The sequence below is a fragment of the Pseudomonas sp. AP42 genome, from assembly GCF_001728935.1.
Lineage (GTDB): Bacteria > Pseudomonadota > Gammaproteobacteria > Pseudomonadales > Pseudomonadaceae > Aquipseudomonas > Aquipseudomonas lactis.
In genome coordinates this window covers 31,198-56,211 of the sequence record NZ_LYSO01000016.1, presented here as the reverse complement: position 1 = coordinate 56,211, position 25,014 = coordinate 31,198, and the positions used below count along the sequence as shown (strand labels likewise).

At 57.2% G+C, this 25,014-nt stretch carries 16 protein-coding genes; 15 read left to right on the top strand and 1 reads right to left on the bottom strand.

Going from position 1 to position 25,014, the window contains the following annotated elements:
* Window positions 1–12 precede the first annotated feature (12 nt).
* The 14 genes from A7K61_RS08940 to A7K61_RS08885 all read left to right on the top strand — a co-directional run bounded on the left by A7K61_RS08940 (window position 13) and on the right by A7K61_RS08885 (window position 23,613).
* Complete coding sequence (locus A7K61_RS08940; RefSeq protein WP_047712291.1) at window positions 13–1,509, top strand: YdgA family protein; 1,497 nt, start codon at window positions 13–15, stop codon at window positions 1,507–1,509.
* A gap of 336 nt (window positions 1,510–1,845) precedes the next feature.
* Window positions 1,846–4,326 carry a poly-beta-1,6 N-acetyl-D-glucosamine export porin PgaA gene (gene pgaA, locus A7K61_RS08935; RefSeq protein WP_069557435.1) on the top strand — a complete coding sequence of 827 codons (2,481 nt, stop codon included), beginning with the start codon at window positions 1,846–1,848 and terminating at the stop codon, window positions 4,324–4,326.
* A 12-nt stretch (window positions 4,327–4,338) separates the two neighbouring features.
* Window positions 4,339–6,336, top strand: coding sequence for a poly-beta-1,6-N-acetyl-D-glucosamine N-deacetylase PgaB (gene pgaB / locus A7K61_RS08930; RefSeq protein WP_047712293.1), 1,998 nt, complete (start codon window positions 4,339–4,341; stop codon window positions 6,334–6,336).
* Between the two features lie 2 nt (window positions 6,337–6,338).
* A complete protein-coding gene (gene pgaC / locus A7K61_RS08925) occupies window positions 6,339–7,679 on the top strand; it encodes a poly-beta-1,6-N-acetyl-D-glucosamine synthase (protein ID WP_014716391.1) in 1,341 nt (446 codons plus the stop codon).
* Between the two features lie 2 nt (window positions 7,680–7,681).
* Window positions 7,682–8,158 carry a poly-beta-1,6-N-acetyl-D-glucosamine biosynthesis protein PgaD gene (gene pgaD / locus A7K61_RS08920; protein ID WP_003187480.1) on the top strand — a complete coding sequence of 159 codons (477 nt, stop codon included), beginning with the start codon at window positions 7,682–7,684 and terminating at the stop codon, window positions 8,156–8,158.
* A gap of 502 nt (window positions 8,159–8,660) precedes the next feature.
* On the top strand, window positions 8,661–10,382 hold the full coding sequence (locus tag A7K61_RS08915) for a ShlB/FhaC/HecB family hemolysin secretion/activation protein (protein WP_069557434.1): 1,722 nt from the start codon (window positions 8,661–8,663) through the stop codon (window positions 10,380–10,382).
* A 30-nt stretch (window positions 10,383–10,412) separates the two neighbouring features.
* Window positions 10,413–18,332, top strand: a complete 7,920-nt coding sequence (locus A7K61_RS08910; protein ID WP_256557728.1) for a filamentous hemagglutinin N-terminal domain-containing protein — start codon at window positions 10,413–10,415, stop codon at window positions 18,330–18,332.
* Window positions 18,329–18,820, top strand: coding sequence for a pentapeptide repeat-containing protein (locus A7K61_RS31125; RefSeq protein ID WP_082239679.1), 492 nt, complete (start codon window positions 18,329–18,331; stop codon window positions 18,818–18,820). Before A7K61_RS08910 ends, A7K61_RS31125 begins: the two co-directional genes overlap by 4 nt.
* Window positions 18,821–19,117: 297 nt before the next feature.
* Entirely contained in the window at window positions 19,118–19,714 is a 597-nt protein-coding gene (locus A7K61_RS08900) for a hypothetical protein (protein WP_069557433.1), read from the top strand.
* Window positions 19,715–19,881: 167 nt separating this feature from the next.
* Complete coding sequence (locus A7K61_RS08895; protein WP_019819568.1) at window positions 19,882–20,577, top strand: hypothetical protein; 696 nt, start codon at window positions 19,882–19,884, stop codon at window positions 20,575–20,577.
* Between the two features lie 116 nt (window positions 20,578–20,693).
* Window positions 20,694–21,137 (top strand): hypothetical protein, encoded by a 444-nt coding sequence (locus tag A7K61_RS31120; RefSeq protein ID WP_072435749.1) that lies wholly within the window; start codon window positions 20,694–20,696, stop codon window positions 21,135–21,137.
* Between the two features lie 210 nt (window positions 21,138–21,347).
* Window positions 21,348–21,725 carry a hypothetical protein gene (locus A7K61_RS31115; protein WP_081088332.1) on the top strand — a complete coding sequence of 126 codons (378 nt, stop codon included), beginning with the start codon at window positions 21,348–21,350 and terminating at the stop codon, window positions 21,723–21,725.
* Window positions 21,726–22,395: 670 nt separating this feature from the next.
* Window positions 22,396–22,731: an Imm63 family immunity protein gene (locus A7K61_RS08890; protein ID WP_256557727.1), complete on the top strand. Its 336-nt coding sequence runs from the start codon at window positions 22,396–22,398 to the stop codon at window positions 22,729–22,731.
* A 216-nt stretch (window positions 22,732–22,947) separates the two neighbouring features.
* On the top strand, window positions 22,948–23,613 hold the full coding sequence (locus tag A7K61_RS08885) for a hypothetical protein (RefSeq protein ID WP_032901603.1): 666 nt from the start codon (window positions 22,948–22,950) through the stop codon (window positions 23,611–23,613).
* A gap of 264 nt (window positions 23,614–23,877) precedes the next feature.
* Here A7K61_RS08885 and A7K61_RS08880 read toward each other — a convergent pair whose 3' ends face one another.
* Window positions 23,878–24,135, bottom strand: coding sequence for a hypothetical protein (locus A7K61_RS08880; protein ID WP_005783616.1), 258 nt, complete (start codon window positions 24,133–24,135; stop codon window positions 23,878–23,880).
* 474 nt (window positions 24,136–24,609) lie between these two features.
* On the opposite strand from A7K61_RS08880, the gene A7K61_RS08875 reads away from it, so the two are divergent.
* Complete coding sequence (locus A7K61_RS08875; RefSeq protein ID WP_171905465.1) at window positions 24,610–25,002, top strand: DUF2846 domain-containing protein; 393 nt, start codon at window positions 24,610–24,612, stop codon at window positions 25,000–25,002.
* The last annotated feature ends 12 nt before the right edge of the window (window positions 25,003–25,014 follow it).

Here is a 25,014-nt window from a genome sequence, read left to right as displayed (position 1 = left end):
TCAGGTCACTTCATGAATAAGCCAGCCGTTGTTTTCTTGGGTTTTGTTGTCGCCGTCGGCGCCGTCAGTGCGGGCGGTGCCTGGTACACCGGTAAACAACTGGAGCCGGTCCTGCAAACCGCTATCCAGAGTGCCAATAAAGAACTGCAGACCTCCATGGCCGGCGTCGATGGCAGCGTGACCCTGGAGCTGGTGTCCCTGGACCGTGGCGTGTTCAGCAGCACCGCGCACTATCGCCTCAAAGGGCAAGGCAGCGTGTTCGGCGAAGACAACCCGAACCCTGAATTGCTGTTCGTCGACCATATCGAACACGGCCCGCTGCCGTTCTCGCGCCTGGTGACCCTCAAGTGGTTGCCGGTCATGGCCACCAGTCACTACGAACTGGAAAAGAACCCCACCACCGAAAAATGGTTCGCCGCCAGCAAAGACGTATCGCCGCTCAAAGGCGTGGCGAATATCGGCTATAGCCGTTCGGTCAGCGGCAACATCGAATTGCTGCCCCTGGAATTCAAAGAGGCCACCTCCTCGGTGAGCTTCTCCGGTGCCAACCTCAACTTCGACAGCAGCGCCGAAGGCCAGAAGGTCAAGGCCGAAGGCTTCATGAACAGCCTCAAGGTCGCTGCAGTGGACGCCGAAGGCGCACCGTTCGAAGCGGAACTGGCCGGCTTGACCGTGGCCAGCAACCTGGAAAAAACCACCTTCGGTTTCTACACCGGCCAGAACACCGTGGAGCTGACCGACACCAAGGTCACCTTCGGCCCGCAGAAAGCCGTGCTGACCCTCAAGGGTTTCGAGCAGAAAGACTCCAGCGAGACCAAGGACAACAACCTGGCTGGCCGCGTCGACTACAAGATCGACGAGATCGGCTACCAGGGCAAAGCCGTCGGTTCGGCCGCCATGGCCGTGAGCATGAAGAACGTCGACATCCCGGCGATGCTGGTGCTGACCAAGCTCTACCAGGACAAAATGCAACCGGTGCAAGCCGCCGCCGCTGCCGGTCAACCGGTGCCGGAGCTGCAAATGACCGAAGCCGAGCAAGCCCTGGCCGAAGCCAACGTCAACCAGGTGCTGGCCGCCAAGCCGCAACTGGCCGTCGAAAACCTGTCGCTCAAAACCACCCGTGGCGAAAGCAAGTTCAACCTGGTGGTGGACCTGACCAAGCCAACGTCCATGGAACTGCCGCCGGTTGAACTGGGCAAGCAAATGGTCTCGCTGCTGGATGCCAACCTCACCCTGTCCAAGCCGATGATCAGCGACGTGGCGGCCCTGCAAGCCCAGGTGGGCGGCGTGACCGACCCGCAAGCCATCGAACAGCAATCGCAGATGGCGGCCGAGATGGTCAGCAGCATGGCGGTTGGCACCCAAATGGCGACCCTGGTGGGTACCGACGTGGTTTCCAAGCTGCACTACGCCAACAACGAAGTGACCTTCAACGGCCAGAAGATGACCGTTGAGCAGTTCCTCAGCTTCGTGATGTCCAAAGCCGGTGCGGTCAGCGGCGCCCAATAAACCTGAAATGCAGTAAAAAATGTGGAAGCGGGCTTGTGTGGGAGCTGGCTTGCCTGCGATAGCATCGCCTCGGTCTGGCTGAATAACCGAGGTGCCTGCATCGCGGGCAAGCCAGGCTCCCACCCAAATCTTGCTCCCACATTTGTTTTTTGTGAGGAGCAAAACACCGCGCTCGCACAATTCTGAACAATTGTTCTGATTTGAGCTTTTCTGAACCGCGCTCGGTGATAGTGCATGCAGGAAAGCTAGGTCGGGTCACGAGACGCCGACACCCTGATGCGTTTCGCTCAGGATCACCTATCGTTAAGGCTTTCCGTGTGTAAGGAAGCTCACGATATGCTGCGAAACCACCCCTACAGTGCCTCCGGCCGGTTGCGTCTGCTTATCGGGGCCGCCCTGTGCAGCCAATTGCTGGTTCCAGGCCTTGCGTTTGCCGACCCAGCCTACGACGCCCTGATCATCCAGGCCCGCAACGGCCACTTCACGCCGGCGCTGACCCAACTGCGCCAACTCTCCGCCGAACGCCAGACCCCAGGCCAGGTCAGTGACCACCTGGTGATCGCCGGCTGGGCCGGGCAAGACGCCGAAGTGCTCAAGGTGTACGAAGCGCAAGGCAAGCATCGCAACCTCACCACCCAGGCACTCGCCACGGTGGCGCGCACTTATCGCAATCAAAAGCAGTGGGCTCAGGCCGAAGCGGTCTATCGCCAGGCGTTGCTGCGTGAACCCAATAACGTCGACCTGCAACTGGGCCAGGCCCTCACCCAGGCCGATGGCGGCAAAGCCAACGAGGCGGTGCAACGCCTGCGTACGCTGGTGGCGGCCCAACCCAATGACCCCAACCGCCGCATGGCCCTGGGCTATGCGCTGACACGTGCCGGTTTGAACTACGACGCGCTGTTCGAATTTGACCAAGCCTTTATCCGCGCCGGTGACAAACCCGAAGTGGCCCGTGAATACATCGTCGCCCTGCAAAAGGCGCGGCTGCCGGAGCCGGCACTGCGTCTCTCAGCCAAGCGCCCGGGGTTGGTGGACGCCGTCACCCAGCGCCGCCTCGAAGGTGACCTTGCCGCCGAGCGTGTGCGCATGGCCGAGTTCGCCACGCGCAGCGAAAAGGAACGCTACGTTATCGCTGACCGTGCCCTGCAGGACTACGACAAACTGATCAGCCGCTGGGCCCCCGACGCCACAGCCAAGGACGATGTCATCCGCTGGCGCATCGACCGCCTGGGCGCGCTCAAGGCGCGAGCACGGCATGCCGAGGTGATCCGCGATTACCAAACCCTCACCAGCGAAGGGGTGCAACTGCCCACCTACGCCTTGCGTTGGGTCGCCGGCTCTTACCTGGAACAGCGCCAGCCGGAAAAGGCCGAGCCGTTGTATCGCCAGGTACTCACCGCCCCCGACACCGACGCCAGCTATCGGGTCGATGACAGCACGGCGCTGTTCTACGCCTTGTTGGAAAGCGACAAGGTCGACGAGGCTCGCCAGGTCGCCAACAACCTGGCCAAGGAGCAAAACCCCCGCGTTGAACTCAAGGGCTTGCCCATTGGCAACCCCAATGACAACTGGATGGACGCCCAACAATTATCCGCCCAGGCCGGTACCTATGGTGGTGACCTGCCCGGCAGCGAAGCCAGCCTGGAAGCCCTGGTGGCCAAAGCACCGGGCAACGTGGGCCTGCGCCTGGCCCAAGCCGACATGTACCGGGCCCGCGACTGGCCGCGCCGCGCCGAAGGCACGCTCAAGGAAACCGAAACCCAGGCCCCCCGCGACATCGGCCTGGAAGTCTCCCAAGCCTATACCGCCATGGACTTGCAAGAGTGGCGGCAGATGGACACGCTCACCGACGACGTGCTCGCCCGCAACCCGGACAACCGTCAGGTGCAGCGCCTGAGCCGCCTGCGCGATGTGCACGACATGGCCGAGCTGCGTGTCGAGGCCTACACCGGCAAAAGCTACGGTGGCGGCAATAACAACGACGCCGGCGCCGTCTCCGGCAGCCGAGACTGGGGCATCGAAAGCGTGATCTACACGCCGCCCATCGACGAAGACTGGCGCCTGTTCGCCGGCGCCGGCTATGCCACCGCCGACTTCCAGGAAGGCACTGGCCAACATCGCTGGCAGCGCGTGGGCGTGGAGCGTCGCACCCGCGACATGACTATCGAAGCCGAAGTGTCCAACCACTCCTATGGCGACGGCTCCAAGCAAGGCGCCAGCGTGTCGATTGCCCGCGACATCAACGACCACTGGCAATACGGCGGCAGCCTCGGCTATTTGCTCAGCACCACGCCGTTGCGGGCCTTGAATGACGGCGTCACAGCCAACGGCGGCAGCGGTTTTATCCGCTGGCGCGCCAACGAAAGCCGCGAGTGGAAGCTGACCCTCAGCCCGTCCCATTTCAGCGATGGCAACGACCGCTTCGAAGCCTTGCTCACCGGCCGCGAGGGCCTCTACAGCTCGCCCCATGTGCAAGTGGACCTGGGCCTGGAAGTGGGTGCCAGCCGCAACAGCAAGGAAGACACCGTGTACTTCAACCCGAAGTCGGACTTCACGGTGTTGCCCATGATCAACGTCAATCACGTGCTCTATCACCGCTACGAAACCCAGTGGAGTCAGCAGTTCCAAATCGGCGCGGGTACCTACAGCCAGCGTGACTATTCCACCGGCGGTATCGGCCTGATTGGCTACGGCCAACGCTATCGCTGGAACGACGTACTGGAAATGGGCGCCAACCTCAGCCTGATCAGCCGACCTTATGACGGTGATCGCGAACGCGATCTGCGCCTGCTCGTCGACCTCACTTACCGTTTCTAAAAGAGCCTGACCATGACCGTCCTCAGCCGTTGCTTGTTGGTCCTGGGTGTAATGCTGGCCGCCGCCTGCGCCCAACAACCCGCGCCCTACACCCCACCCGCCGAACGGCCGATAGCGCCCAACGAAGCGCCGTGGCCGAAGAACCACTTTTTGGGCATTGCCTATCACGACGTGGAAGATCGCGACCCCGATCAAGCCGTGGTGGCGGTGCGCACAGAGCGTTTGATCGAGCAGCTGGCGTGGCTGCGGGAGAATGGCTACCAGGCGGTCAGCGTCGATCAGATCCTGGCGGCCCGGCGCGGCGGCCCGGCATTGCCACCCAAGGCGGTGATGCTCAGCTTCGATGACGGTTACTCCAGCTTCTACACCCGCGTGATGCCGATTCTGCGTGCTTATCACTGGCCGGCTCTGTTGGCTCCGGTGGGCTCCTGGATCGACACGCCGCTGAACCAACCGGTGGATTTTGCCGGTACACCACGACCACGCGGAGAATTCCTGACGTGGCAGCAGATTCGCGAAGTGTCCCAGTCGGGCCTGGTGGAAATTGCCGCCCACACCGATGCCAACCACAAGGGCATCCTCGCCAACCCCCAGGGCAACCTGGAACCGGCCGCCACCACGCGAAGCTTTGACCCCAAGACCAACGGCTACGAAAGCGAAGCGCAGTTCCAGGCACGTATGCGGGCTGACGTCGCCGCGATTTCCAACAAAATCCGCACCGTCACCGGCAAGGCGCCGCGTGTATGGGTGTGGCCGTACGGGGCCGCCGATGGCACCTCGTTGGCGGTGGTCGGCGAGCACGGCTATGAAATGGCGCTGACCCTGGAGGATGGCCTCGACGACCTCGGCAACCTGATGAACAGCCCACGCTTTCTGGTGGCCTCCGACCCGGACGGCGAGCATTTTGCCAACAGCATGGTGGCCGTGCAGGCCAAGGCGCCGATGCGCGTGCTGCACGTAGACCTGGACAACGTGTACGACCCCGACCCGGCCCAACAGGCGCGCAACCTCGACGTGTTGGTTCAGCGCGTGGTGGACATGGGCGCCGGCACCGTCTTCCTGCAAGCCTTTGCCGACCCCAAGGGCGACGGCCTGGTGCATTCGCTGTACTTCCCCAACCGCCACCTGCCGATGCGGGCCGACCTGTTCAACCGGGTCGCCTGGCAGTTGCACACCCGTGCCCATGCCAGTGTGTACGCCTGGATGCCGGTGCTGAGTTTTGCCCTGGACCCCAAGTTGCCGCGTGTCACCCGCTGGGACCCGAAAACCGGCCAGGTCGGCCCCGACCCGGATCAATACAAACGCCTGTCGCCGTTTGATCCCAAGGTGCGGCAGATCATCGGTGAGATCTACCAAGACCTGGCGCGTGTAGGGCCGATTGACGGCATCCTTTACCACGATGACGCGGTGTTCAACGACTTCGAGGACGCCAGCCCCGCAGCGCTCAAGGCCTATGCGGCCCAAGGTTTGCCGGACAGCATCGCCGCCCTGCGGGCTGACCCTGCCGTGATGCAGCGCTGGACCCGCTTCAAAAGCCGCTACCTGATCGACTTTACCCATGAGCTCACCGCCAAGGTCCGCGCCATCCGTGGCCCGCAGGTGCTGACGGCGCGCAATATCTTCGCCGAGCCCATGCTCAACCCTGGCAGCGAAACCTGGTTCGCGCAGAACCTCGATGACTTCCTCCAGGCCTACGACTGGACCGCGCCGATGGCCATGCCGTTGATGGAAGGCCAGGAAGTGAAAACCTCCAACGCCTGGCTGGAAAAACTCATCGCCACGGTCAAGACGCGCCCTGGCGCCATGGAAAAAACCATCTTCGAATTGCAAGCCAAAGACTGGCGCACCCAAGCCGCGCCGGATATCAGCGCTGAGCAATTGGCAGAGTGGATGGGTGTACTCAAACGCCAGGGCGTCACCAGTTTCGGCTACTACCCGGACAACTTCCTGGAAAACTCCCCGGACTTGAAGACCATTCGTCCGGCCCTCTCCAACCAATGGAACCCTTGATCATGGTTGACAGAATCCTGGCTCTATTCGTGTTGGCACTGGTACTGGGCTTGCCCCTGGGCCTGATCTTCCTGGTGACCGGGCAGTTCCTGATGGACTTCGTGTTCTTCTACCCGTTGTTCATGTCGGCGCTGTGGATCGCCGGTGGCCTGTACTTCTGGCTGCACTGGGAACGACACTGGCCCTGGGAAGAAGACACGCCGGCGCCGACCCTGGCCGGCGAGCCGCTGATCTCGATCATCATCCCTTGCTACAACGAGGGCGATAACGTCGCCGACACCATTGATGCGGCCCTCGGCCAGGTGTACCCGAACATCGAAGTGATCGCGGTCAACGATGGCTCCAGCGACAACACCGCCGCAGTACTCGACGCCCTGGCGTTGCAACACCCGCGCCTACGCGTGCTGCACCTGGCGCAGAACCAGGGCAAGGCCGTGGCCCTGCGCATGGGCGCCGTGGCTGCCCGCAGCGAATACCTGGTCTGCATCGACGGCGATGCCTTGCTCGACAAAAACGCGGCCGCCTACATGGTCGCGCCGATGCTCGACAACCCGCGCCTGGGTGCCGTCACCGGCAACCCACGCATTCGTACCCGCTCCACCCTGATCGGCCGGGTGCAGGTGGGCGAGTTCTCCTCGATCATCGGTTTGATCAAGCGTACCCAGCGGGTGTTTGGCCGGATCTTCACGGTCTCCGGTGTGGTGGTGGCGTTTCGCAAGAAGGCCCTGGACCGCATCGACTACTGGAGCACCGACATGATCACCGAGGACATCGATGTCAGTTGGAAGCTGCAACTCGATCACTGGGCGATCTTCTACGAGCCGCGCGCGCTGTGCTGGATCCTCATGCCCGAAACCGTCGGCGGCCTGTGGAAGCAACGCCTGCGTTGGGCCCAGGGCGGCGCCGAAGTGCTGTTCAAGAACATCCGTGGCATCTGGCAATGGCGCCACCGCTACCTGTGGCCGCTGTTGTTCGAATACTGCCTGTCCACCGGCTGGGCCTTCACCTTCCTGCTGTCGGTGATCTTCTGGGCCGTGGGTAAATTCGTCACGCTGCCGGCGGCGATCACCGTGAGCTCGTTGGTGCCGCCCGCGTTCACCGGCCTGGTGCTGGCGATGGTGTGCCTGCTGCAGTTTGCGGTGAGCATCCTGATCGACCGGCGCTACGAAAAAGACCTGTGGAAAACCCTGTTCTGGACCGTGTGGTACCCGATGGTGTTCTGGCTGGTGAGCCTGCTCACCACCCTGGTCAGCTTTCCCAAGGTGTTGTTCAACCAACACCAGAAACGCGCCCGCTGGGTCAGCCCGGACCGCGGTATCAAACCTGCACAAGAGGAGGCGTGACTATGAAACTGGTCAGAACTCGCCAAAACACACTGATGTGGATCGTCGATGTGCTGCTGACCCTGCTGGCCTGGGGTGGGTTGATTTGGCTGCTGGCGCGAGGCATCAGCGCCATGCTTGAAACCCATGGCGGCCCACGCATTGAGGCGCCGATCTTTGCCGCGCTCAACACCCTGCAGGTTTACCTGTGGATCGCGCTGTTCAATGCGGTGATCCTGATCAGTTGGGCGCGCTATCAGCAGCATCGCGGGCGCAAATTCGCCCAGCGCCGCGCCGAAGCCAATGCACTGAGCGACCAGCACCTGAGTGAAAGTTTCAACTTGGGCGATGGCGACCTCGAACAACTGCGCCGCCCCGGCGTGCTGGTGATCCACAACGACGAAGAAGGCGGCGTCGAAGAAGTGAAATCCCACGTCTCCCGCGACGTCGAACGCCCCGGCCTGACCCTGGTACCCGACAAAGACAAGGGCATTGGCTAGACTCCAGCTCAGTTCAGCGAACGCAATGCCCAAAGCAATGAAGATCCAATGTGGGATCTGGCTTGCCTGCGAAAGCGATAGTGCAGTAACAGTTGCAGTGACTGACACACCGCCTTCGCGGGCAAGCCCGCTCCCACAGGTAGTATTTCCACCCATAGCGTGCAGTGGTTCACTCCTCTTGTTGGAATTCCGATAAATGGGATCCAATTCACAAAACCCCCGCGAACTTTTCCCCCTTCTCCGGTACTAACCTAACTCGACGAACACATGATGGCTAAGTAATGGCAGTCGGAAAGTCATTCGTCGAATCGCCATCAAAACAGTTGCCGCTTGTCGGAATAATCACTGTAAGTGCCCGACTTAAACTCTTTTGATGAAAAATTATTATTAATAATCAACAGGTTAGAAAACTAATCAATCGAACGGCCCCACTTCGCCCGTTTCTAGGCGAGCTGGAAGTTCGATGTTAGTTTCGCGGCCCTTGATTTTCGATGGATCGAACATGTCTTCGTTATTGCCATGGACCCGGTTATTGCTCTGCACCTTCCTGCTCACCTGCGTGGGCCTGAACAGTGCATCCGCCGCCCCCACGCCTGGCGATCAGGACTTGATCCGCGACCGGCAGAACCGCCTGCTCGAAGAGCAGCAGCGGCGCCTCCAGGAGCTTCAGGACCTGCCCGGCAAAGCGGACAAGCCTCAAGCCCCGGCAACCCCGGCTGACACCCGTTGCTTCCCCATCAAAACCATCGAACTCAAAGGCGCCGACAGCCTGCCGGCGCCCGACCGCGAGCGCCTGCTCAAGCCCTATATCGGCCAATGTCTGGGCGTGTCCCAGCTCAACGAGCTGCTCAAGGTCATCACCGACTACTACTTGGGCAAAGGCCGCGTTACCAGTCGTGCCTACCTGCCACAGCAAGACCTCTCCACCGGCCATCTGCAAGTGCTGGTGGTGGAAGGCAAACTCGAAGCGTTGCGCAGCGCCGAAGGCAGCACGGTGACCGACCGCGAACTGGCCATGGCCTTTCCCGGCAAAGTCGGTGAAGCACTGAACCTGCGCGAGATCGAGCAACTGGTGGACCAGCTCAACCGCCTGCCGTCCAAACAAGCGCAGATGGAACTCACCCCCGGCAAGCAAATCGGCGGCAGCGACGTGGTGGTCAAGAACACCGCGCAAAAGCCCTGGCGCGCCAGCCTGTCGCGCAACAACGACGGGCAGAAAAGCACTGGCGAACAGCAATGGGGCGCTGGCCTTGAGTGGGACAGCCCGCTGGGCCTGGGTGACCAACTGATGCTGCGCGGCGGCCACGACGCCATCAGCGACCACCAGAAAACCTCGAAAAACACCATGCTCTACTACAACGTGCCCTGGGGCTGGTGGAACTTCAGCTACACCTACAGCGAAAGCGACTACCGCACCTACGGCGTGACCGACGGCTTCAAATACAAGCAGGACGGCGACAACCAGAACCACCAACTGCGCGCCGAGCGGGTGATCCACCGCGATGACGTCAGCAAGACCTCGGTCAACGTCGGCCTGGCGCACCTGCGTACCAACAACTACATCCTCGACGTGCGCACCGCGCCCAGCAGCAACCGCCTCAGCGAACTGCAATTGGGCGTCAACCACGGTCGGCGCATCGGCAGTGCCTTCGTCAACCTGGACCTGGGCATGCAAAGCGGCATCGGCCTGCTCGACGCCCAGGCCCAAGATGAGCGTGACCCAGCAGGCCGTCGCCAGCCGAATGCGCGCTACCGCAAATACACCGCCACCGTCAGCTACCTGCAGCCTTTCAGCCTGTGGGGCGAGTCGTTCAGCTTCAGCAGTTTGGCCACCGGGCAACGCAGCGAAGACCCGCTGTTTTCGCCGCAGCGCATGAGCCTCGGCGGCTCGGCCTCGGTGCGTGGCTTCAAGGACCAATTACTGACCGGCGACAGCGGCGGCTACTGGCGCAACGAAGTGCGCTGGGCACGCCCGGTGACCCTCGACTGGATGCGCCCGGCCTTCGCCGAATACGGCGCCAGCGTCGGTTATGACCAAGGCGTGATCCGCAACGACCGCTACAACGACAACGTTCATGGCCGGGTGTCCAGCAACTCCCTGGAGCTGTTCGCCCGAGGCAAACACGTCAGCACCAGCGTGACCTTTGCTCATTCGTTAGAAAGACCCGGTGTAGTCACCGAGCGCGAAGCGCCGATCTACTTTCGCATGGATTTCTTCCTGTAATTCAACGCCCCGCTGCATGAGAGCCTGACAATGGATGTTCGCCAATTCGCCTTCCTGGCCCGCCAACCTTCTGCCGCCCTGAAGCGCCGGGACGCGTTCTTCGGCCTGCCCAAGCGCGGGCTGGCCTTGATCCTTGCCAACGCACTGTTCTGGCAGCCGCTGCTGGCCCAGGCCGAGGGCATTGTGGTCAGTGCGCCGGGCACCACCGTGGGCGCGGCAGGCAATGGCGTGCCGGTGGTAAACATTGCCACCCCCAATGGCGCGGGCTTGTCCCATAACCAGTTCAAGGACTACAACGTCGGCCCCAACGGCGTGATTCTCAACAATGGCAACGGCGCCATGGTCAACACCCAGCTGGGCGGGATCATCGTCGGCAACCCCAACCTCAAGGGCGGCGCGGCGAACGTCATCCTCAACGAAGTCAACGGCGGCAGCCCCAGCCAGTTGCGCGGCTATACCGAAGTGGCGGGGCAGTCGGCCAAGGTCATCGTGGCCAACCCGTACGGCGTGACGTGCAGCGGTTGCGGCTTTATCAACACCCCCAACGTCACCCTCACCACCGGCAAACCGGTGCTCGACGCCAGCGGTCAATTGCAGCGCTATGAAGTGGATGGCGGCGCGGTGACCATCGACGGCGAAGGCTTGAACGCCAGCAACGTCGAACGTTTCGACATCATCACCCGCTCGGCCAAGATCAACGCACAAATCAACGCCCGCGAACTCAACGTGATCGCCGGGCGCAACGACGTCGATGCGCAAAGCCTGAAAACCACCGCCCGCGCCGATGACGGCAGCGCCAAGCCCGAGTTGGCAATCGACTCGTCGGCCCTGGGCGGCATGTATGCCGGCGCGATCAAACTGGTGGGCACCGAGGCCGGTGTGGGCGTGAAGCTCGACGGCACCCTGGCCGCCAGTGGCGGCGATATTCAGCTCGACGCCAACGGGCGCCTGAGCATGGCGCAGGCGGCGGCCACCGGTAACGTCAAGGTCACCGCGCAAAACGTCGACCTCACCGACAAGGTCTACGCCAACGGCAACGTGCAGGTCACCAGCGTCCAGGCTTTGGTCAACCGCAAGAGCATCGCCGCCGGCCAGCGCATCGAGATCAACGCGGCCAGCGTGAACAACCCCGGCATCATCGAAGCCGGCGTCGCCGCCGATAACAGCCGCAACACCACGGGCGACCTGGTGGTGAACGCGCAAACCGTCACCACCAGCGGCAACCTGTTGGCCAGCCGCGCACTGGCGATTACCGCCGCGCAGGCGCTGACCAACCAGGGCGCGATCATCCAGGCCAAGACCGTCGAGGTCAGCAGCGCCAAACTCACCAACCAGGGCGCCAGCGCACGTCTGTTTGGCGAACAAACCCTGGCGATCAACTCGCCGGCCATCGTCAACCTCGGCGGCCTGATCCGCTTCGGCGAAGGCCAGGCCGCCACGCTCAACAGCGCCTCCCTGGACAACCGCCAGGGCCGTATCGAAATGGCCGGTGGCAGCCTGGTGCTCACCAGTGCCGACCTGAACAACAGCGGCGGGCAAGTCATCGCCAACGACCTGACCGTCAACGCCGGCAACCTGAACAACCAGAACGGCGTGCTGGTGGCCAAGACCGCGACCGTCACTGCCAGCAACCTTGACAACAGCCTCAAGGGTTTGATCCAGGCTGACGGTGGCGCGCTCAACCTCGCCGTGTCCAACACCTTCAACAACAATCAGGGTTTTACCCAGGCCAACACCGATCTGAACGTTAAGGCCGGCACCCTCAGCAGCAACGCAGGCGGCGTACTGAGCGCCGACACCGGCAACCTCACCCTCACCGCCGCGCAACAGCTCAACAACGCCCAGGGCCGTTTGCAGGCCGGGCAGGGCGATATCGAACTGCACGCCGCTAACCTGGATAACCAGGGCGGCACCATCGTCGGCAAGCAACTGCTGCTCGACGTGGCTGGCGGCGATATCGACAACCGCGCCGGGCGCGTGTTGGGTGACCACCTCGACGTGCGCGCCTCGGGCCTCGACAACCGCAACGCCGGCCTGCTGGCCGGTGGTGCCCAGGGCGTAAGCCTGCTGCTCAAAGGCCCGGGCCAGTTGCTCAACGCCCAGGGCCGCATCCAGAGCGAGGGCCTGCTGCAACTGCAAGGCGAGCGCTTCGACAACAACGCCGGCATCCTGCTGGGCCAGACCGTCGACGTCACCGCGCAGACCTTCACCAACAGCAACAAAGGCGCGCTGGTCAGCGATGGCGGCGACGTGGTGCTCAAGGTCAGCGACCTGCTCACCAACGTCGGCGGCCAGATCGACGCGGGCGAACGCAGCGTGCTGGTCAAGCAACTCACCACCCTCAACAACGACGGCGGCACCCTGCGCGGCAAGCGCCTGGACATCGCCGCCCAGCACCTGAACAACGACAACGGCCAACTGCTGGCCGGCGCCGAAGGCCTGAGCTACAGCGGCCAGGATGTGAGCAACCGCAAGGGCCTGATCCTCAGCGGCGGCGCCCTCACCGAACTGAACACCACCCGCCTGGATAACCAGGGCGGCACCGTGCAGGGCGACAGCCTGAGCGTCACCGCCAACAGCGTCGACAACGCCAGCGGCGGCCTGATGGCCAGCCTGGTCGGCAACCTGCAACTCACCGTAGAAGCCCTGGCCAACCGTGGCGGCAAGCTGTTCGGCAAAGAACAAGTGACCGTCAGCGGCGCCAGCCTCGACAACAGCGCGGGCGGCCAGGTCAGCGGCAATCAGATCAACCTGACCTCCCGCGACACCCTCACCAACCAGGGCGGCCTGATCGAAGCCAACCAGGGCCTGACCCTCACCGGCGGCAACCTGGATAACAGCGCCAACGGCCAACTGCGTGCCCTGGGCGGCGCCAGCAGCAAGCTCAACCTCAGCGGTGCGCTGAACAACCAGAACGGCACCCTCGAATTCGGCAGCCAGGCCTTCAGCCTTGACGCCGCCAGCGTCAACAACCAGAGCGGCATGCTGCAACACGCCGGCACCGGCCTGTTCCACCTCAACACCGCCAGCCTCGCAGGCAGCCAGGGCAATATCCAGGGCATGGGCAGCGCCGACTGGGCATTCGGCAAGGTCGACGGCCTGGGCCGTGTGCAACTCAACGATGTGCTCACCTACAAGAGCGACCAAGGGCTGGCCCTCAAGGCCGGTGACCGCATGGCCAGCGCCAAGGGCTTGACCCTCAACGTGGCCAGCCTGGACAACGGCGGCGAACTGCTCAGCGACGGTGACATCAGCATCACCACCGGCGATATCATCAACAGCGGCCGCGTCTCGGCTCTGCAAACACTCACCGTCGCCGCCAACAACCTCAGCCAGAACGGCGGCCGCCTGGCCGCAACCAATGCGCGCCTGACCCTGGGCGGCACCCTGGACAACCTCGGTTTCCTCACCGCCCGCCAGCAACTGGACATCGCCGCCGCGCAAATCAACAACCGTGGCACTCTCGGTGCCCAGGGCGCGGTGAACCTCACCGCAGTCAACGGCATCACCAATGCCGCCAACACGCTGCTGTTCAGCGGCGGCGACATGACCTTGCGCAGCAATGGCTTCAGCAACAGCTATGGCGATGTCTACAGCAAAGGCAACCTGAGCTTCGCCGCCCGCGATGGCGGGCGTGCCGTGCTGTTCAGCAACCGCTCCGGCACCGTGGAAAGCGAAGGCTCGATCGGCATCAATGCAGGCTTTATCGAAAACGCCAAAGACGCATTCGAACTCGGGCAAACGCTGACCACCGGCAGTTTGAGTTGGATCTGTGGCCAGCACTGCGGCGAGAGCGACAACTGGGAACGTGGCGAGATCACCATCTACGAAACGTACCTCGAGGCGGCGACCAAGGATTCGGTAGCGGCGCGCCTGGTGGCGGGCAAAAACATGCTGCTGCAAGGCGACAACGTGCAGAACCGCTACAGCCTGATGGCCGCCAATGGCGACCTGAGCATCACCGCCGGTGAGCTGCTCAACCAGGGCGCCGCCACGCGCACGGGCCAGCGCAAGCTTGTCATCGGCACGCCAGGTCACGTCTCCGACGATTTGTTTGAACGCATGCAATATGTCGACGTGCCCGCGTTCAATGCGGCCACGGCGGCCGGGAATTTCGATAAGGCGCGCTTCGAAGAACTCAAAAGCCGCTCACCCAATAGCCTGCCGTTCGCCTATGCAAGTGACGTCACCACCTGGACCAACAACAGCGGCCCCGGCTACGACGCCACCCTGCAAGCTGGCGGCACGGTCAACCTCAACGTCGCCCGCACCCTGCAAAACGGCACGCTGCACAACAACACCCTGGCGCAGTTGACCGGCACCCTCGGCGACGACCAGACCGGCATCCCCGTCGGCGGCATCAACATCAACCTGAGCAAACACGTCAACGACCCGAGCGCCCAGGCGCCTGGCAGCGTATTGCCCGTGGTAGGCGTGGCCCCCGGTGGCGGCTTCGTGCCCGTGGACTACACCGGCACCGCGTTTGCCCCGGTCGACCCCACCACCTCGCCCACCTTCCAACTGCCTAAGGGCGAGTACGGCCTGTTCGTCAAAAACGCCGACCCTACCAGCCACTACCTGATCGAAACCAACCCCGAGTTCACCTCGGTGTCGGGCTTCTTCAGCTCCGACTACATGCTCGGCAAACTCGGTTTCACCGCCGACAACGCCTGGCGCCGCCTCGGTGACGGCCAGTACGAAACCCGCTTGATCCGCGACGCCGTCCTCGCGCAAACCGGCCAACGCTTCCTCGCCGGCGGCCTGTACAGCGACGCCGACCAGTTCCGCTACCTGATGGACAACGGCCTCGCCAGCAAAGACGCCCTGCGCCTGAGCCTGGGCGTGGCCCTCACCGACCAGCAAGTCGGCGCCCTGACCCACGACATCGTGTGGATGGAAAACCGCGTCATCGACGGCCAGACCGTGCTCGTGCCGGTGCTGTACCTGGCCCAGGCCGACTCGCGCAACGTGCGCGGCAACAGCCTCATCCAGGGCCGCGACCTCAACCTGGTCACCGGCGGCGACCTGATCAACGTCGGCACCCTGCGCGCCAGCAACAACCTCTCCGCCATCAGCAGCGGCAGTATTTACACCGGCGGCCTGGTCGAAGCCGGCAACAACCTCAACCTGCTGGCCCAAGACAGCATCCGCAACGCCATGGCCGGCGAAATCCGCGGCAAACAAGTCAGCCTTACGGCCCTCAAAGGCGACATCACCAACGAAACCACCACCATCCAGGTGCGTGACGGCGCCGGCATGCGCACCCTCACCGACACCAGCGCCGGCACCATCGTCGCCCGCGAAAACCTCGCCATCGACGCCGGGCGCGACCTCACCAACCGTGGTGCCCTCACCGCCGGCAACGACGCCAACCTAACCGCCGGCCGCGACCTCAACCTCATCGCCGCCAGCGACACCCGCGTCAAACACGAGACCCGCGACGGCGGCGAGAAATCCAGCATCACCACCGACGTCAAAAACCTCGCCGCCAGCGTCACAGCAGGCGGCAACCTCAACATGCAGGCCGGGCAAGACGTCAACATCATCGGCAGCAATGCCACCGCCGGCAAAGACCTCAACATCGCCGCCGGCCGCGACTTCAACGTCGCCTCGGTCAGCGACATGCACAACGTCGAGGGCAAGGAAAAGGACGGCAAAAAACGCATCAAGACCTCGGACGACCAGACCACCCAAGTGGCGAGCGTGCTGACGGCGGGTGGGGATTTTGTCAGCCAGGCGGGGCGTGATACCACGATTGTGGCGAGCAGGATCAGTGCGGGGAATGAGGCTTATCTGTATAGCGGGGATAAGTTGAGTTTGTTGGCGGCGCAGAACAGCACTTACAGTCTTTACGACATGAAGGAGAAGGGGGGCTGGGGCGCGAAGAAGACCAAGCGTGATGAGGTGACCCACGTTACGAATGTGGGAACTGAGATCAAGACTGGTGGTGATCTGGTACTCAAAAGTGGAGGCGACCAGACCTATCAACTTGCCAAGCTTCAGAGCGGCCGGGACATCACTTTGGATAGCGGTGGCGCGATTACCTTTGAGGCGGTCAAGGATCTACATCAAGAAAGCCATGAAAAAAGCAAGAACAGCCTGGTTTGGACCAGCGCCAAAGGCAAAGGAAATACTGACGAAACGTTGCGCCAGAGCCAGCTGATTGCGCAGGGACAAGTGGTTATTAAAGCCGTAGATGGCTTGAAGATTGACGTCACGCATGTTGATCAGCAAACGGTTAGTCAGGCCATTGATGCAATGGTGAAGGCAGATCCGCAGTTGGCTTGGCTGAAAGAGGCTGAGAAACGTGGGGACGTGGACTGGCGCAGGGTTCAGGAGGTTCACGATAGCTTTAAATACGATAACTCTGGCTTAGGTGGCGGCGCATCTTTAGTCATTGCAATTATTGTCACCTACTTTACGTGGGGCGCCGGTGCGGGTCTTGTCGGCGCAGCCTCCACTAGCGCAACGGGCATTGCCGCAAGCTCAGTAGTGTCCGCAGCTGCCGTAAATGCCACGACAAGCACCATCAATAATCGTGGCAATCTTGGCGCAGTGGCTAAAGATGTCACCTCCAGCGATAGCCTGAAAGGCTATGCGGTTGCCGGCATTAGCGGCGGCTTTATGCCTAGCAGCCTCGGTGCTCAGCTTGCCGTTCGATCAGCCCTGAACACGCTCACTAACGGTGGGAAGTTCAAGGATAACGTTGTGCAAGCCGCGATCAGCATGGCTGCAGACGGCCTAAGTGGCGCGATTTTCGACCGAGTGGGTGATTCACTATTGGGCAGTGGCCTTCCTAAGAAAATCGCTGTACATGCGATTGTGGGCGGGTTGATTGGCGAGGCCGCGGGGGGCGACTTCCGAACTGCGGCCTTGGCCGCCGGAGCTAACGAAGCGTTGATCAGCCTGGTCGGTGAAAAAATCTTTCCGGGTGAGGCGCACGAACGAGTTCTGGCAATGACCTCCCAGTTAGTCGGTATGACGGTTGCCGCAGCAGCAGGTGGAGATGCAAAGGCTCAGGAAAAAGCCGCATGGGTGGCTCAGCAAGCTACGGTCTATAACAATCTGAATCACGTTGAGGCTGAGAATCTACTTAAAGAAATTAAGGACTGCCGCGCAACCAAGACCTGCGGTGAAGCCAAAATAAAAGAAATATTGAATAAATATGAAAATATTTCTGCGGACAACTCCAGCCCCATCAAGGACTGCCCGACGCGAAAATGTGTCGACGATATCCTGAATAGTTCGGTTCGAATGGACAGTCCTGTTGCACAGGAACTGCTTAGCCTGCTGCGACAGACGACGTATGACACGCCTGGATTGCTTCAAGGGAACCCTAGTGATGTGGTTTCACAGTCGCCTAACCCAAGTGGATGGGGCGATATGTTTGCTGCGGATAAGCAGGTAGCTTTTGCTAAGAATCTCAAAGAAGGATGGCTGACTCCGGAAGAAACAGCGGACATTGATCGCTGGAATGAATCCACGAGGTGGGTAGATCGCGCTTACGGCTATAGATTAGAGCCCAAGGAAAAGGCCTATATACTTACAGAATTGGGTACCGCCGCTGCGATGATTTTGATTGCCGGTCGGGCAGGCAGTAGCGTCGCGAGCAAAAATACTTCAGGGAAACCGTTGGTCTCGTCGGGGGCTGAAGTAACTCCAGAAATAATTGAAAAAGCGCTGAAGGGGGACTCTGCTGCCAGCGCCCAGCGAGCGGTTTCATTACCTGCTATTCAAAGATATGTTGATCGTCTTCTAAAGGGCGATGTTGCTCCACCGATTTCAATGGATGGGAAGGTCATCGTTGAGGGTAATCATCGCTACATTGCTGCTAAAATCTTAGGCCGGACTCCGGATGTGAATCCTGGAACATTACCGCCGAATAAAGCTGGCTTAACTAAGCCAATGTCTGAAGTGAAGGTGGATCCGGTGGATTGGGGAAATAAATGATTAATATTAATTTTGAGACGGGCGAGATATTAACTTTACCTTTGGATAGTTTTGTCGGTGCAAGTTTGAAAGGGTTGCAGTTGCATCGCGCTATATTTGATGAACTTAATATTGGAAGTGCCGACTTTTCTGGTTCGAATCTGAGAAATGCCTCATTTATTAACGCGTTTATAGATCGAGCTATATTTGATCGAGCAGCTCTGATGAATTCAAATTTTATGAATTCAGTTATGAGTAATACTTCTTTCGCAGGCGCAATGGCAGCATTTGCTGATTTTGCCGGTGCAAATCTTTCATGTGCAAGTTTTGATGGTGCTGATATTGGTGGTGCTAGCTTTATTAGATCAAATTTATGTGGCGCTGATCTTTGTGCAAATAGAATCGAAGAGGCGTTTTTTTTGGGCGCTACGTATAATGACGCTACTGTCTGGCCAAGTGGGTTTCGACCAGAAAGTTATGGTGCGATTAAAGTGCTTAAACGAGAGTAGAAAAGGGGGGCGTTATTTATGTTAGAGTTGAAAAGCATATTAAATAAATCTGTCCCCTTTTTCTATCGTGGTTGTATTTGATGTCGATGCTAAACTCCATAGTGAAATTATGGCTAACGCAGTTCCTCAACGTCCGATTCCAGGAGTCAACCGAGACCCGTCAGCGCCTAAAATTGTAGATCCGACCAAGCCTGGGACAGCCCTGGAACTTCCTAAGGTGTGGGAATCGTTGCTTGAAAAGCACTCAAGCAACGCCCGCATTTACGCTCATGAAGAATTTTTAAAGGAGTTCGGGAATTGAATTTAAATAAAGAAGTGCTTGATGGTTTATGGTCTGGTGAGAAAAGTATCTGTTTTTTTGTAAGTGGTGCTAAGTGTTATTGGGTTTTGGATTATAAGTATAACTTTTCATTGGATGCGGAAAAAGACTATCGCGCATATTTGGATAAAGGGCATATAACGCAGGCGCAGTATGAAGAAGCGTGTAGGGTGTTCCGTGGTGGAATTTTAAAGCTAACAGCCGATAATTTTTCGCAGTATCTAAATAGTGTTAGTGAAGGTGTGTTGACGGGTGAAGACCTTTCAAAAATTTTTGAGCTGGATGACGACTGTAGTTTACCCCGGTTGTTGAAAGAGGTTGAGGGCTACTTTTTGTCAGGCGCGAGTTTGAGTGCGGATATATTCGGTCTTGTTGGCCGTGTAGCGTCTAGGTTGCCCGTATTCTATATTAATTTTGATAGAAGAATATATATGCATATGGATCAAGACCGATTCCACGAGGAACTCTCATATTCTGATTGGACATCCATGTGTTCAGATTTTAGTTTTTTAATACCAGATGCTGAGAGATATTGGATGAAGAGCGGTGATCTCTGGAAGTTTCGCTATGTTTAGTCGTGGTGTTGAGGCGATTTATTCGTGAATCTGACACAAAAATGGCCTTTCGTCGTGCTATAACTAAGGTGGGCGTCAAGATTTGATGGGCGAAGTTGCGTTTATTTAGGGGGGTAAGCCTTTTGGGTTTAGTTTTCAAGTTCGCCTAACTTTCAAGAGTGTTATATATGAAAAAAATTTTCGTAGTTTTTTGCACTTTATTTCTGCTGGTTGGCTGCGTAACACAAGACCTGAGCATTGAAAACCGCCATAAAATCACGACTGTCACTATTTTGCCTGCCTCGTTTTCGGAGCAGCAGTTCAAGTACACCAGCATGGATCAAGCCTGGGGGGCCGGCTTAGGTGCCGGTGCCGGGGTGGCTGTGGGAATGGCATCGGATTCGTCCAAAGTCGCTACCAGTGCTATGGCTGGCGTGGGTGTGGCAGCGGGCGCGAAAGTGGCTGATGGTGGAGCTTCAAGTCCACGGCAGGCAATTTTGTTGAACTTGCAGCGTAACGAAATAGATCCAAGGCAGTTGTTCAAACAACTGTTGGAGGCACGGATCAGTGCTGAGCATTTATTCAAAGTTGAACCGGAGGGCGGCCGGGCCGATGCGCATATAGAATTTGTCGTGTCCGAATGGGGCTTTGCCTTGAAAAACTACAGTGCAGAGCTTTATCCCACAGTGGGCATTGTAGCGACCATGAAGCTCGGCGACGCAGTAGTTTGGAGGAATTTCGAAACTGTAACAGCGTTCAGTGAGGGAAATGTCCAGGCGTATACACCTCAGGAGTACGCAACAAACCCTGAAGCTCTCCGTAGCGCTTTGCAGAATGCTTTCGAGTTAGTGATAGCTAAACTAATGGCTGACTTAAACCAATAGGCGCTATAAGGGATAGAGAGAAAATGGCACAGATTTATTTAAATTTTAGCTGGGAAAGTGTATCAGATAAACCTGTCCTATTTTGTTGTGCTTAATTGCATAGGGCGCGGCGAGTTATGACGGATAAACAAGTATGTGAGCTGACGATTGATGATCTTGGTAGTTATAGCGTTTGGTTCTTTCCGATGGACGACACCGTGGAGGACGAATTAACTATACGCCCCCTCGCCGAACAGGAAACGTGCTCAGACTTTCAGATTATCGTTCGAGCTGATTTTTTTGGTGAAAATGGCTCTGTGTATTGCGGTTATTTGTATTGGGACTCCAATCTTGCAGTTGAATACTTGAGGCCTGTTGTATTGTCTGGAACGGGAGAGGCCGTAAGTTTTTGGAACGGTATAGTAACTCCCGCGTGGGAAAGTTCGGAGTTCGCCGATTTGATTAGATCCGAGTTGCCTATTTCTTATACCTCAGAACCGATTTTTGGTCTTCCTTCCATTTGCGGAAAACTGGAGGGACTTTATTATCTTTCTGATGATCAAGTTTGCTGCGTGAAATGACGAAAAAAGTGGACCGGTTTTTTGGTTGGATTGCTCACGCACAAAGCGGGCGACACAAAGGCCGCCCGATTTTCACTCAAGGAAAAGGGGACAGATTTATTTAAGTTAGAGTTGAAAGGTATATTAAATAAATCTGTCCCCTTTCGTTCAGTCCCCTTTTGTTCACAGCAAAATTGGACACATAGGTGGTGAAGCTATGGGGGGCGGAAAGTGATTATAGAAAAAACTGAGCGTTACAGTGATGAGCTTTTAGGGTTTGTAATTACCTGTCTGTTCTGCGAGGCTATTGATAGATCAGAGTTACAATCGTGGTGCGCAGGATTTTTAGGGGCGGAGGGAGCTCCAGATTTTTTATATGATTTGATTGAGTTTGATGAGCCTATTTTCAAGATCTACAAAGTAATTGGCTATGTTCCAAATTGGAGTCACTCTAAAAACGAGGAATATGCCTTATATGGAATAGCACTGCTCCGTGGCACGGTACCCTACGATATGCCGCTTTCGGCTGCCGAAATGTTGGACGAACTAGCCCGGTTGCCAGCGATACAGCATATGTTTCGTAAAGTATTTCCAAGTGTTGTATTTTAAAAGGTAGGATAGATTTTTTTTGGTTAGAGATGAGGGTGTGTTAGCAATAATGTGGAAATGAAAAAAGGAGACTGAAAAAAAGGGGAAGAATTTATTTAAGTTAGAGTTGAAAAATACCTATTAAATAAATCTGTCCCCTTTTGTTCGTGCCGCCTGCTCTGCTTGTAAATTATGGAGCACTGTACGATAAGTAGCGCCCAGCAATTGAGTCGGAGAAAAAGCGTGAAAATTAATAAATGGCTTTTAGTAGTATTATTGTCGGCCTTGGCTGGCTGCGCACCTTCCCATTCCAATTGGGAAAATGGAATGAATCTATGGGTAGGTACTCATTTCGATTCCCACCTTTACAAAGACTGCACTCGAGGATGTGGCGACTCATATTGGTCGCCTGTAAATAAAAATAAGACCTTTGATAAGGTTGTTGATGAAAACGGAGGCAGGCGGTATTACATAACTTGGATTAGAGATTGCCGATATTCGGTTTTTGTCGCTGCGGATCGGCTAATAAAGTCATGGAGATACGAAACTTCTAACGTAAAAGGATGTTATGTCTTTTAACTGCTGTTTTAAGGGTAAAGAAAAGAGAGAAAAGGGGGCGGATTTATTTAAATTAGAGTTTAAAGGTGCATTAAATAAATCAGTCCCCTTTTGTTGAGGCGAACGAATTAGTATGGTTTCCAATTTCGGTGAGCTGCAGAAAACCGTGAGTTTGATAGGCGCTAAGTTGGGAGCGCCTAAGTCTATGCTGTTGGTTAGAGAGAGCTCCCCCGAAGATGGTACTCCTCACGTGGAGTTTAAAAGTGAGGGTTTTGAATATGTCTCCTCAGAAAGAGGTTATGAGATTTTCAGAAAGCACACGCATTCGCTGGATGAACTTCTCTTTTGGATAATCAGTCGTGTAGCTTTCAATATGGCGGTAGATTACGAGCTCTCCCATCGTGCTGCCGGAAAAGACTCCAGAATAATGATTTTTGAAAAGTACCTCTCGGAACTTAGTAGGATTTAATAAGGAATGGGGAAAAAAAGCGTCTGATGAAATCGAGGCGGTACTGCTCGCCGCTCCATTTTCAGATAGTTGAAGTCGATGGGAATGATCAGGAAAGGTTAAGGGTTTGAGAAAAGGTGAGAAAAGGAGACAGATTTATTTAAATTAGAGTTGAAAAGCATATTAAATAAATCTGTCCCCTTTTGTTCGAAATATTTCTGTAAGGGTGGCACGGTAATGACTAAATATAAGCTTGAGTTTCGGCATAGACCTAGTGTTTCAGAGTCTATCGAAGAGAGGCATAAAGATTTTTTGAGAGCTATAGGCGATTTGGGCGTTCCGTGGAGTTTGAACGATGCCTTTGAAGTGCCCCCTATTGGAAGCGAGTTGGTGACCTCGGTGTCATTGGATAAGCTACTTCCAGTCGGCGTTAAAGGTCGAATTTCATATGCTCTGCGAGATCAGAAGTATCTCCAAGATGATGCGCAGTTTGATGATACGCTATTTATTGAATTTACAGACTCCAAAGTCGACTATTCGTATTTGTTGAAGGTTGTTTTTCCTGTTTATATAAAGGCGTTTGGCTCCTATCGCTCAGCTTTACATGATTGGAGTGTTACGAGGAGCGATTGGCCTTTAGTGTTGGAAGCTTGTGATGCTACAAAAAAAGACGTTAACGGTAGGGATGGCGTTTTTCGTATAAATGCAGCGAATTATTTCGATAAGGAGTTGTGTTTTCGCGCCTTTGAAAAAGGGCCTCGTGAACTTGTTGATTTGTTGAATGGTTATGTAGAAGAAGTGTGTGAGTTTGAAGAGGGGGTTTTGATTGTAATTAGTTATACTCCGCTTTCTGCCGACGAACTACTCAGTGCGGGTGATCGAATAAAGAGCTTAGTGGTTTGATTTTTTGTCTAGTCAAATTGGTTGGTGTATTGCAGTTTTGATTGCAAACGAAAAGGGGGCAGATTTATTTAAATTAGAGTTTAAAGGCGCACTAAATAAATCTGTCCCCTTTTTCACCTTTTTCATTTACGCAATACCTACTGGGGTAGGAGTTTGGATACAGTCCTGGTTGAAAAATCGTAAAGAGCGTGAGTCTAACGATAAAGACAGGGGCCAAGGGAATTGAGCACAAAGCGGGCGACACAAAGGCCGCCCGGTTTTCACTCAGGACGGATCGGCATTAAGCCTGCGACTGATGACATCCAGCAAATCACACCCATCGCGCAGCGGAATGGCCAGCAAGTGGGCGAAGTCTGAAAGCACTACGGCATCGCTGCTGAGTTGTTCGCGGAAGGCCAGGTTTTCCAGCAGTTGGGTGACGGCCCGAATGCGGTGCACGGCGGCGTCGTGAAGGACGTCGAGAGGTGCCTGGGTGTCGATGATCAGGGCTGGGACGGTGCAGTCGTGGCCGGTTAGGGGCATGTATCTATTCATACTTAACACTCTGTTTTTGGTGGTTGAAGCCACCACTCAATCGTCGCCAAACGAATGGGTGGCAGCTGTACGCAGGTTGGCGAACCGGCAACAGAGTAAACCGGCAGACCCGAAGGTCTCCCGCGCACAGCCGCCATAACGAGCACAGCTTTGCGGGTGCAAAAACACCTGCATGAAGCGGATTGCTTTTGCACTCTGTTGTCAGGTCGCCAAACCTGATCGCCGTATGGGCGACGGCCGGACTATAAGCCCCTCACCCAAAACCGCGCAAGGCATCACAGCAATGGCACAATGCTTCGGGCCATGCCATAAAAATGAGATCCCGCCATCATCGGCACTCTCAAAACCGCTCCACCGTTACCCACAAGGAAGAAATACATGATCAAGTTGTTCTGCAAAGCCGCTGTCGTTCTGTCCCTTGCCACGCTGTTTGGCTGTTCCTCGACGCCGTCGGTGGAGAAGATGCAGGCTGACGTGGCGAACTATTCGCTGCCCAAGGCTGCCGTGGCCGATAAAGGTTTGGTGTACGTCGTGCGCCCTAGCAATGTCGGGATGATGGTGCGGTTCAATGTGTTCCTGGATGACAAGGAAGCCGACTCGGAGATGGGTTACAACCGTGGTAACCAGTACATCTATTTTTTCGTGACGCCGGGCAAACACGTGATCAGCTCCAAGGCTGAAAACTGGGCGGACATGCCGATTGATGTCAAAGCGGGTGAGGTGGTTTACCTCAAGCAGGAAGTCGAAATGGGCTTCGCCGTGGCGCGTAACAGCCTCAAAGCGCTGAGCGAAGTCGAAGGCCGTTACCTGGTCAAGGATGCGTCCTTGGGCACCATTGCCAAAGAAAGCAAATGAGTTGAGCCAGTG

What these genes read in the sequence shown, in the direction of transcription:
- A7K61_RS31120 (WP_072435749.1), top strand. Translation starts at nt 20,694, where the DNA reads ATGACGGATAAACAAGTATGTGAGCTGACGATTGATGATCTTGGTAGT.
- A7K61_RS08885 (WP_032901603.1), top strand. Translation starts at nt 22,948, where the DNA reads ATGACTAAATATAAGCTTGAGTTTCGGCATAGACCTAGTGTTTCAGAG.
- A7K61_RS08940 (WP_047712291.1), top strand. Translation starts at nt 13, where the DNA reads ATGAATAAGCCAGCCGTTGTTTTCTTGGGTTTTGTTGTCGCCGTCGGC.
- A7K61_RS08880 (WP_005783616.1), bottom strand. Translation starts at nt 24,135, where the DNA reads ATGCCCCTAACCGGCCACGACTGCACCGTCCCAGCCCTGATCATCGAC.
- A7K61_RS08910 (WP_256557728.1), top strand. Translation starts at nt 10,413, where the DNA reads ATGGATGTTCGCCAATTCGCCTTCCTGGCCCGCCAACCTTCTGCCGCC.
- A7K61_RS08915 (WP_069557434.1), top strand. Translation starts at nt 8,661, where the DNA reads ATGTCTTCGTTATTGCCATGGACCCGGTTATTGCTCTGCACCTTCCTG.
- pgaD (WP_003187480.1), top strand. Translation starts at nt 7,682, where the DNA reads ATGAAACTGGTCAGAACTCGCCAAAACACACTGATGTGGATCGTCGAT.
- pgaC (WP_014716391.1), top strand. Translation starts at nt 6,339, where the DNA reads ATGGTTGACAGAATCCTGGCTCTATTCGTGTTGGCACTGGTACTGGGC.
- A7K61_RS08895 (WP_019819568.1), top strand. Translation starts at nt 19,882, where the DNA reads ATGAAAAAAATTTTCGTAGTTTTTTGCACTTTATTTCTGCTGGTTGGC.
- A7K61_RS08890 (WP_256557727.1), top strand. Translation starts at nt 22,396, where the DNA reads ATGGTTTCCAATTTCGGTGAGCTGCAGAAAACCGTGAGTTTGATAGGC.
- pgaA (WP_069557435.1), top strand. Translation starts at nt 1,846, where the DNA reads ATGCTGCGAAACCACCCCTACAGTGCCTCCGGCCGGTTGCGTCTGCTT.
- A7K61_RS31125 (WP_082239679.1), top strand. Translation starts at nt 18,329, where the DNA reads ATGATTAATATTAATTTTGAGACGGGCGAGATATTAACTTTACCTTTG.
- A7K61_RS08875 (WP_171905465.1), top strand. Translation starts at nt 24,610, where the DNA reads ATGCAGGCTGACGTGGCGAACTATTCGCTGCCCAAGGCTGCCGTGGCC.
- pgaB (WP_047712293.1), top strand. Translation starts at nt 4,339, where the DNA reads ATGACCGTCCTCAGCCGTTGCTTGTTGGTCCTGGGTGTAATGCTGGCC.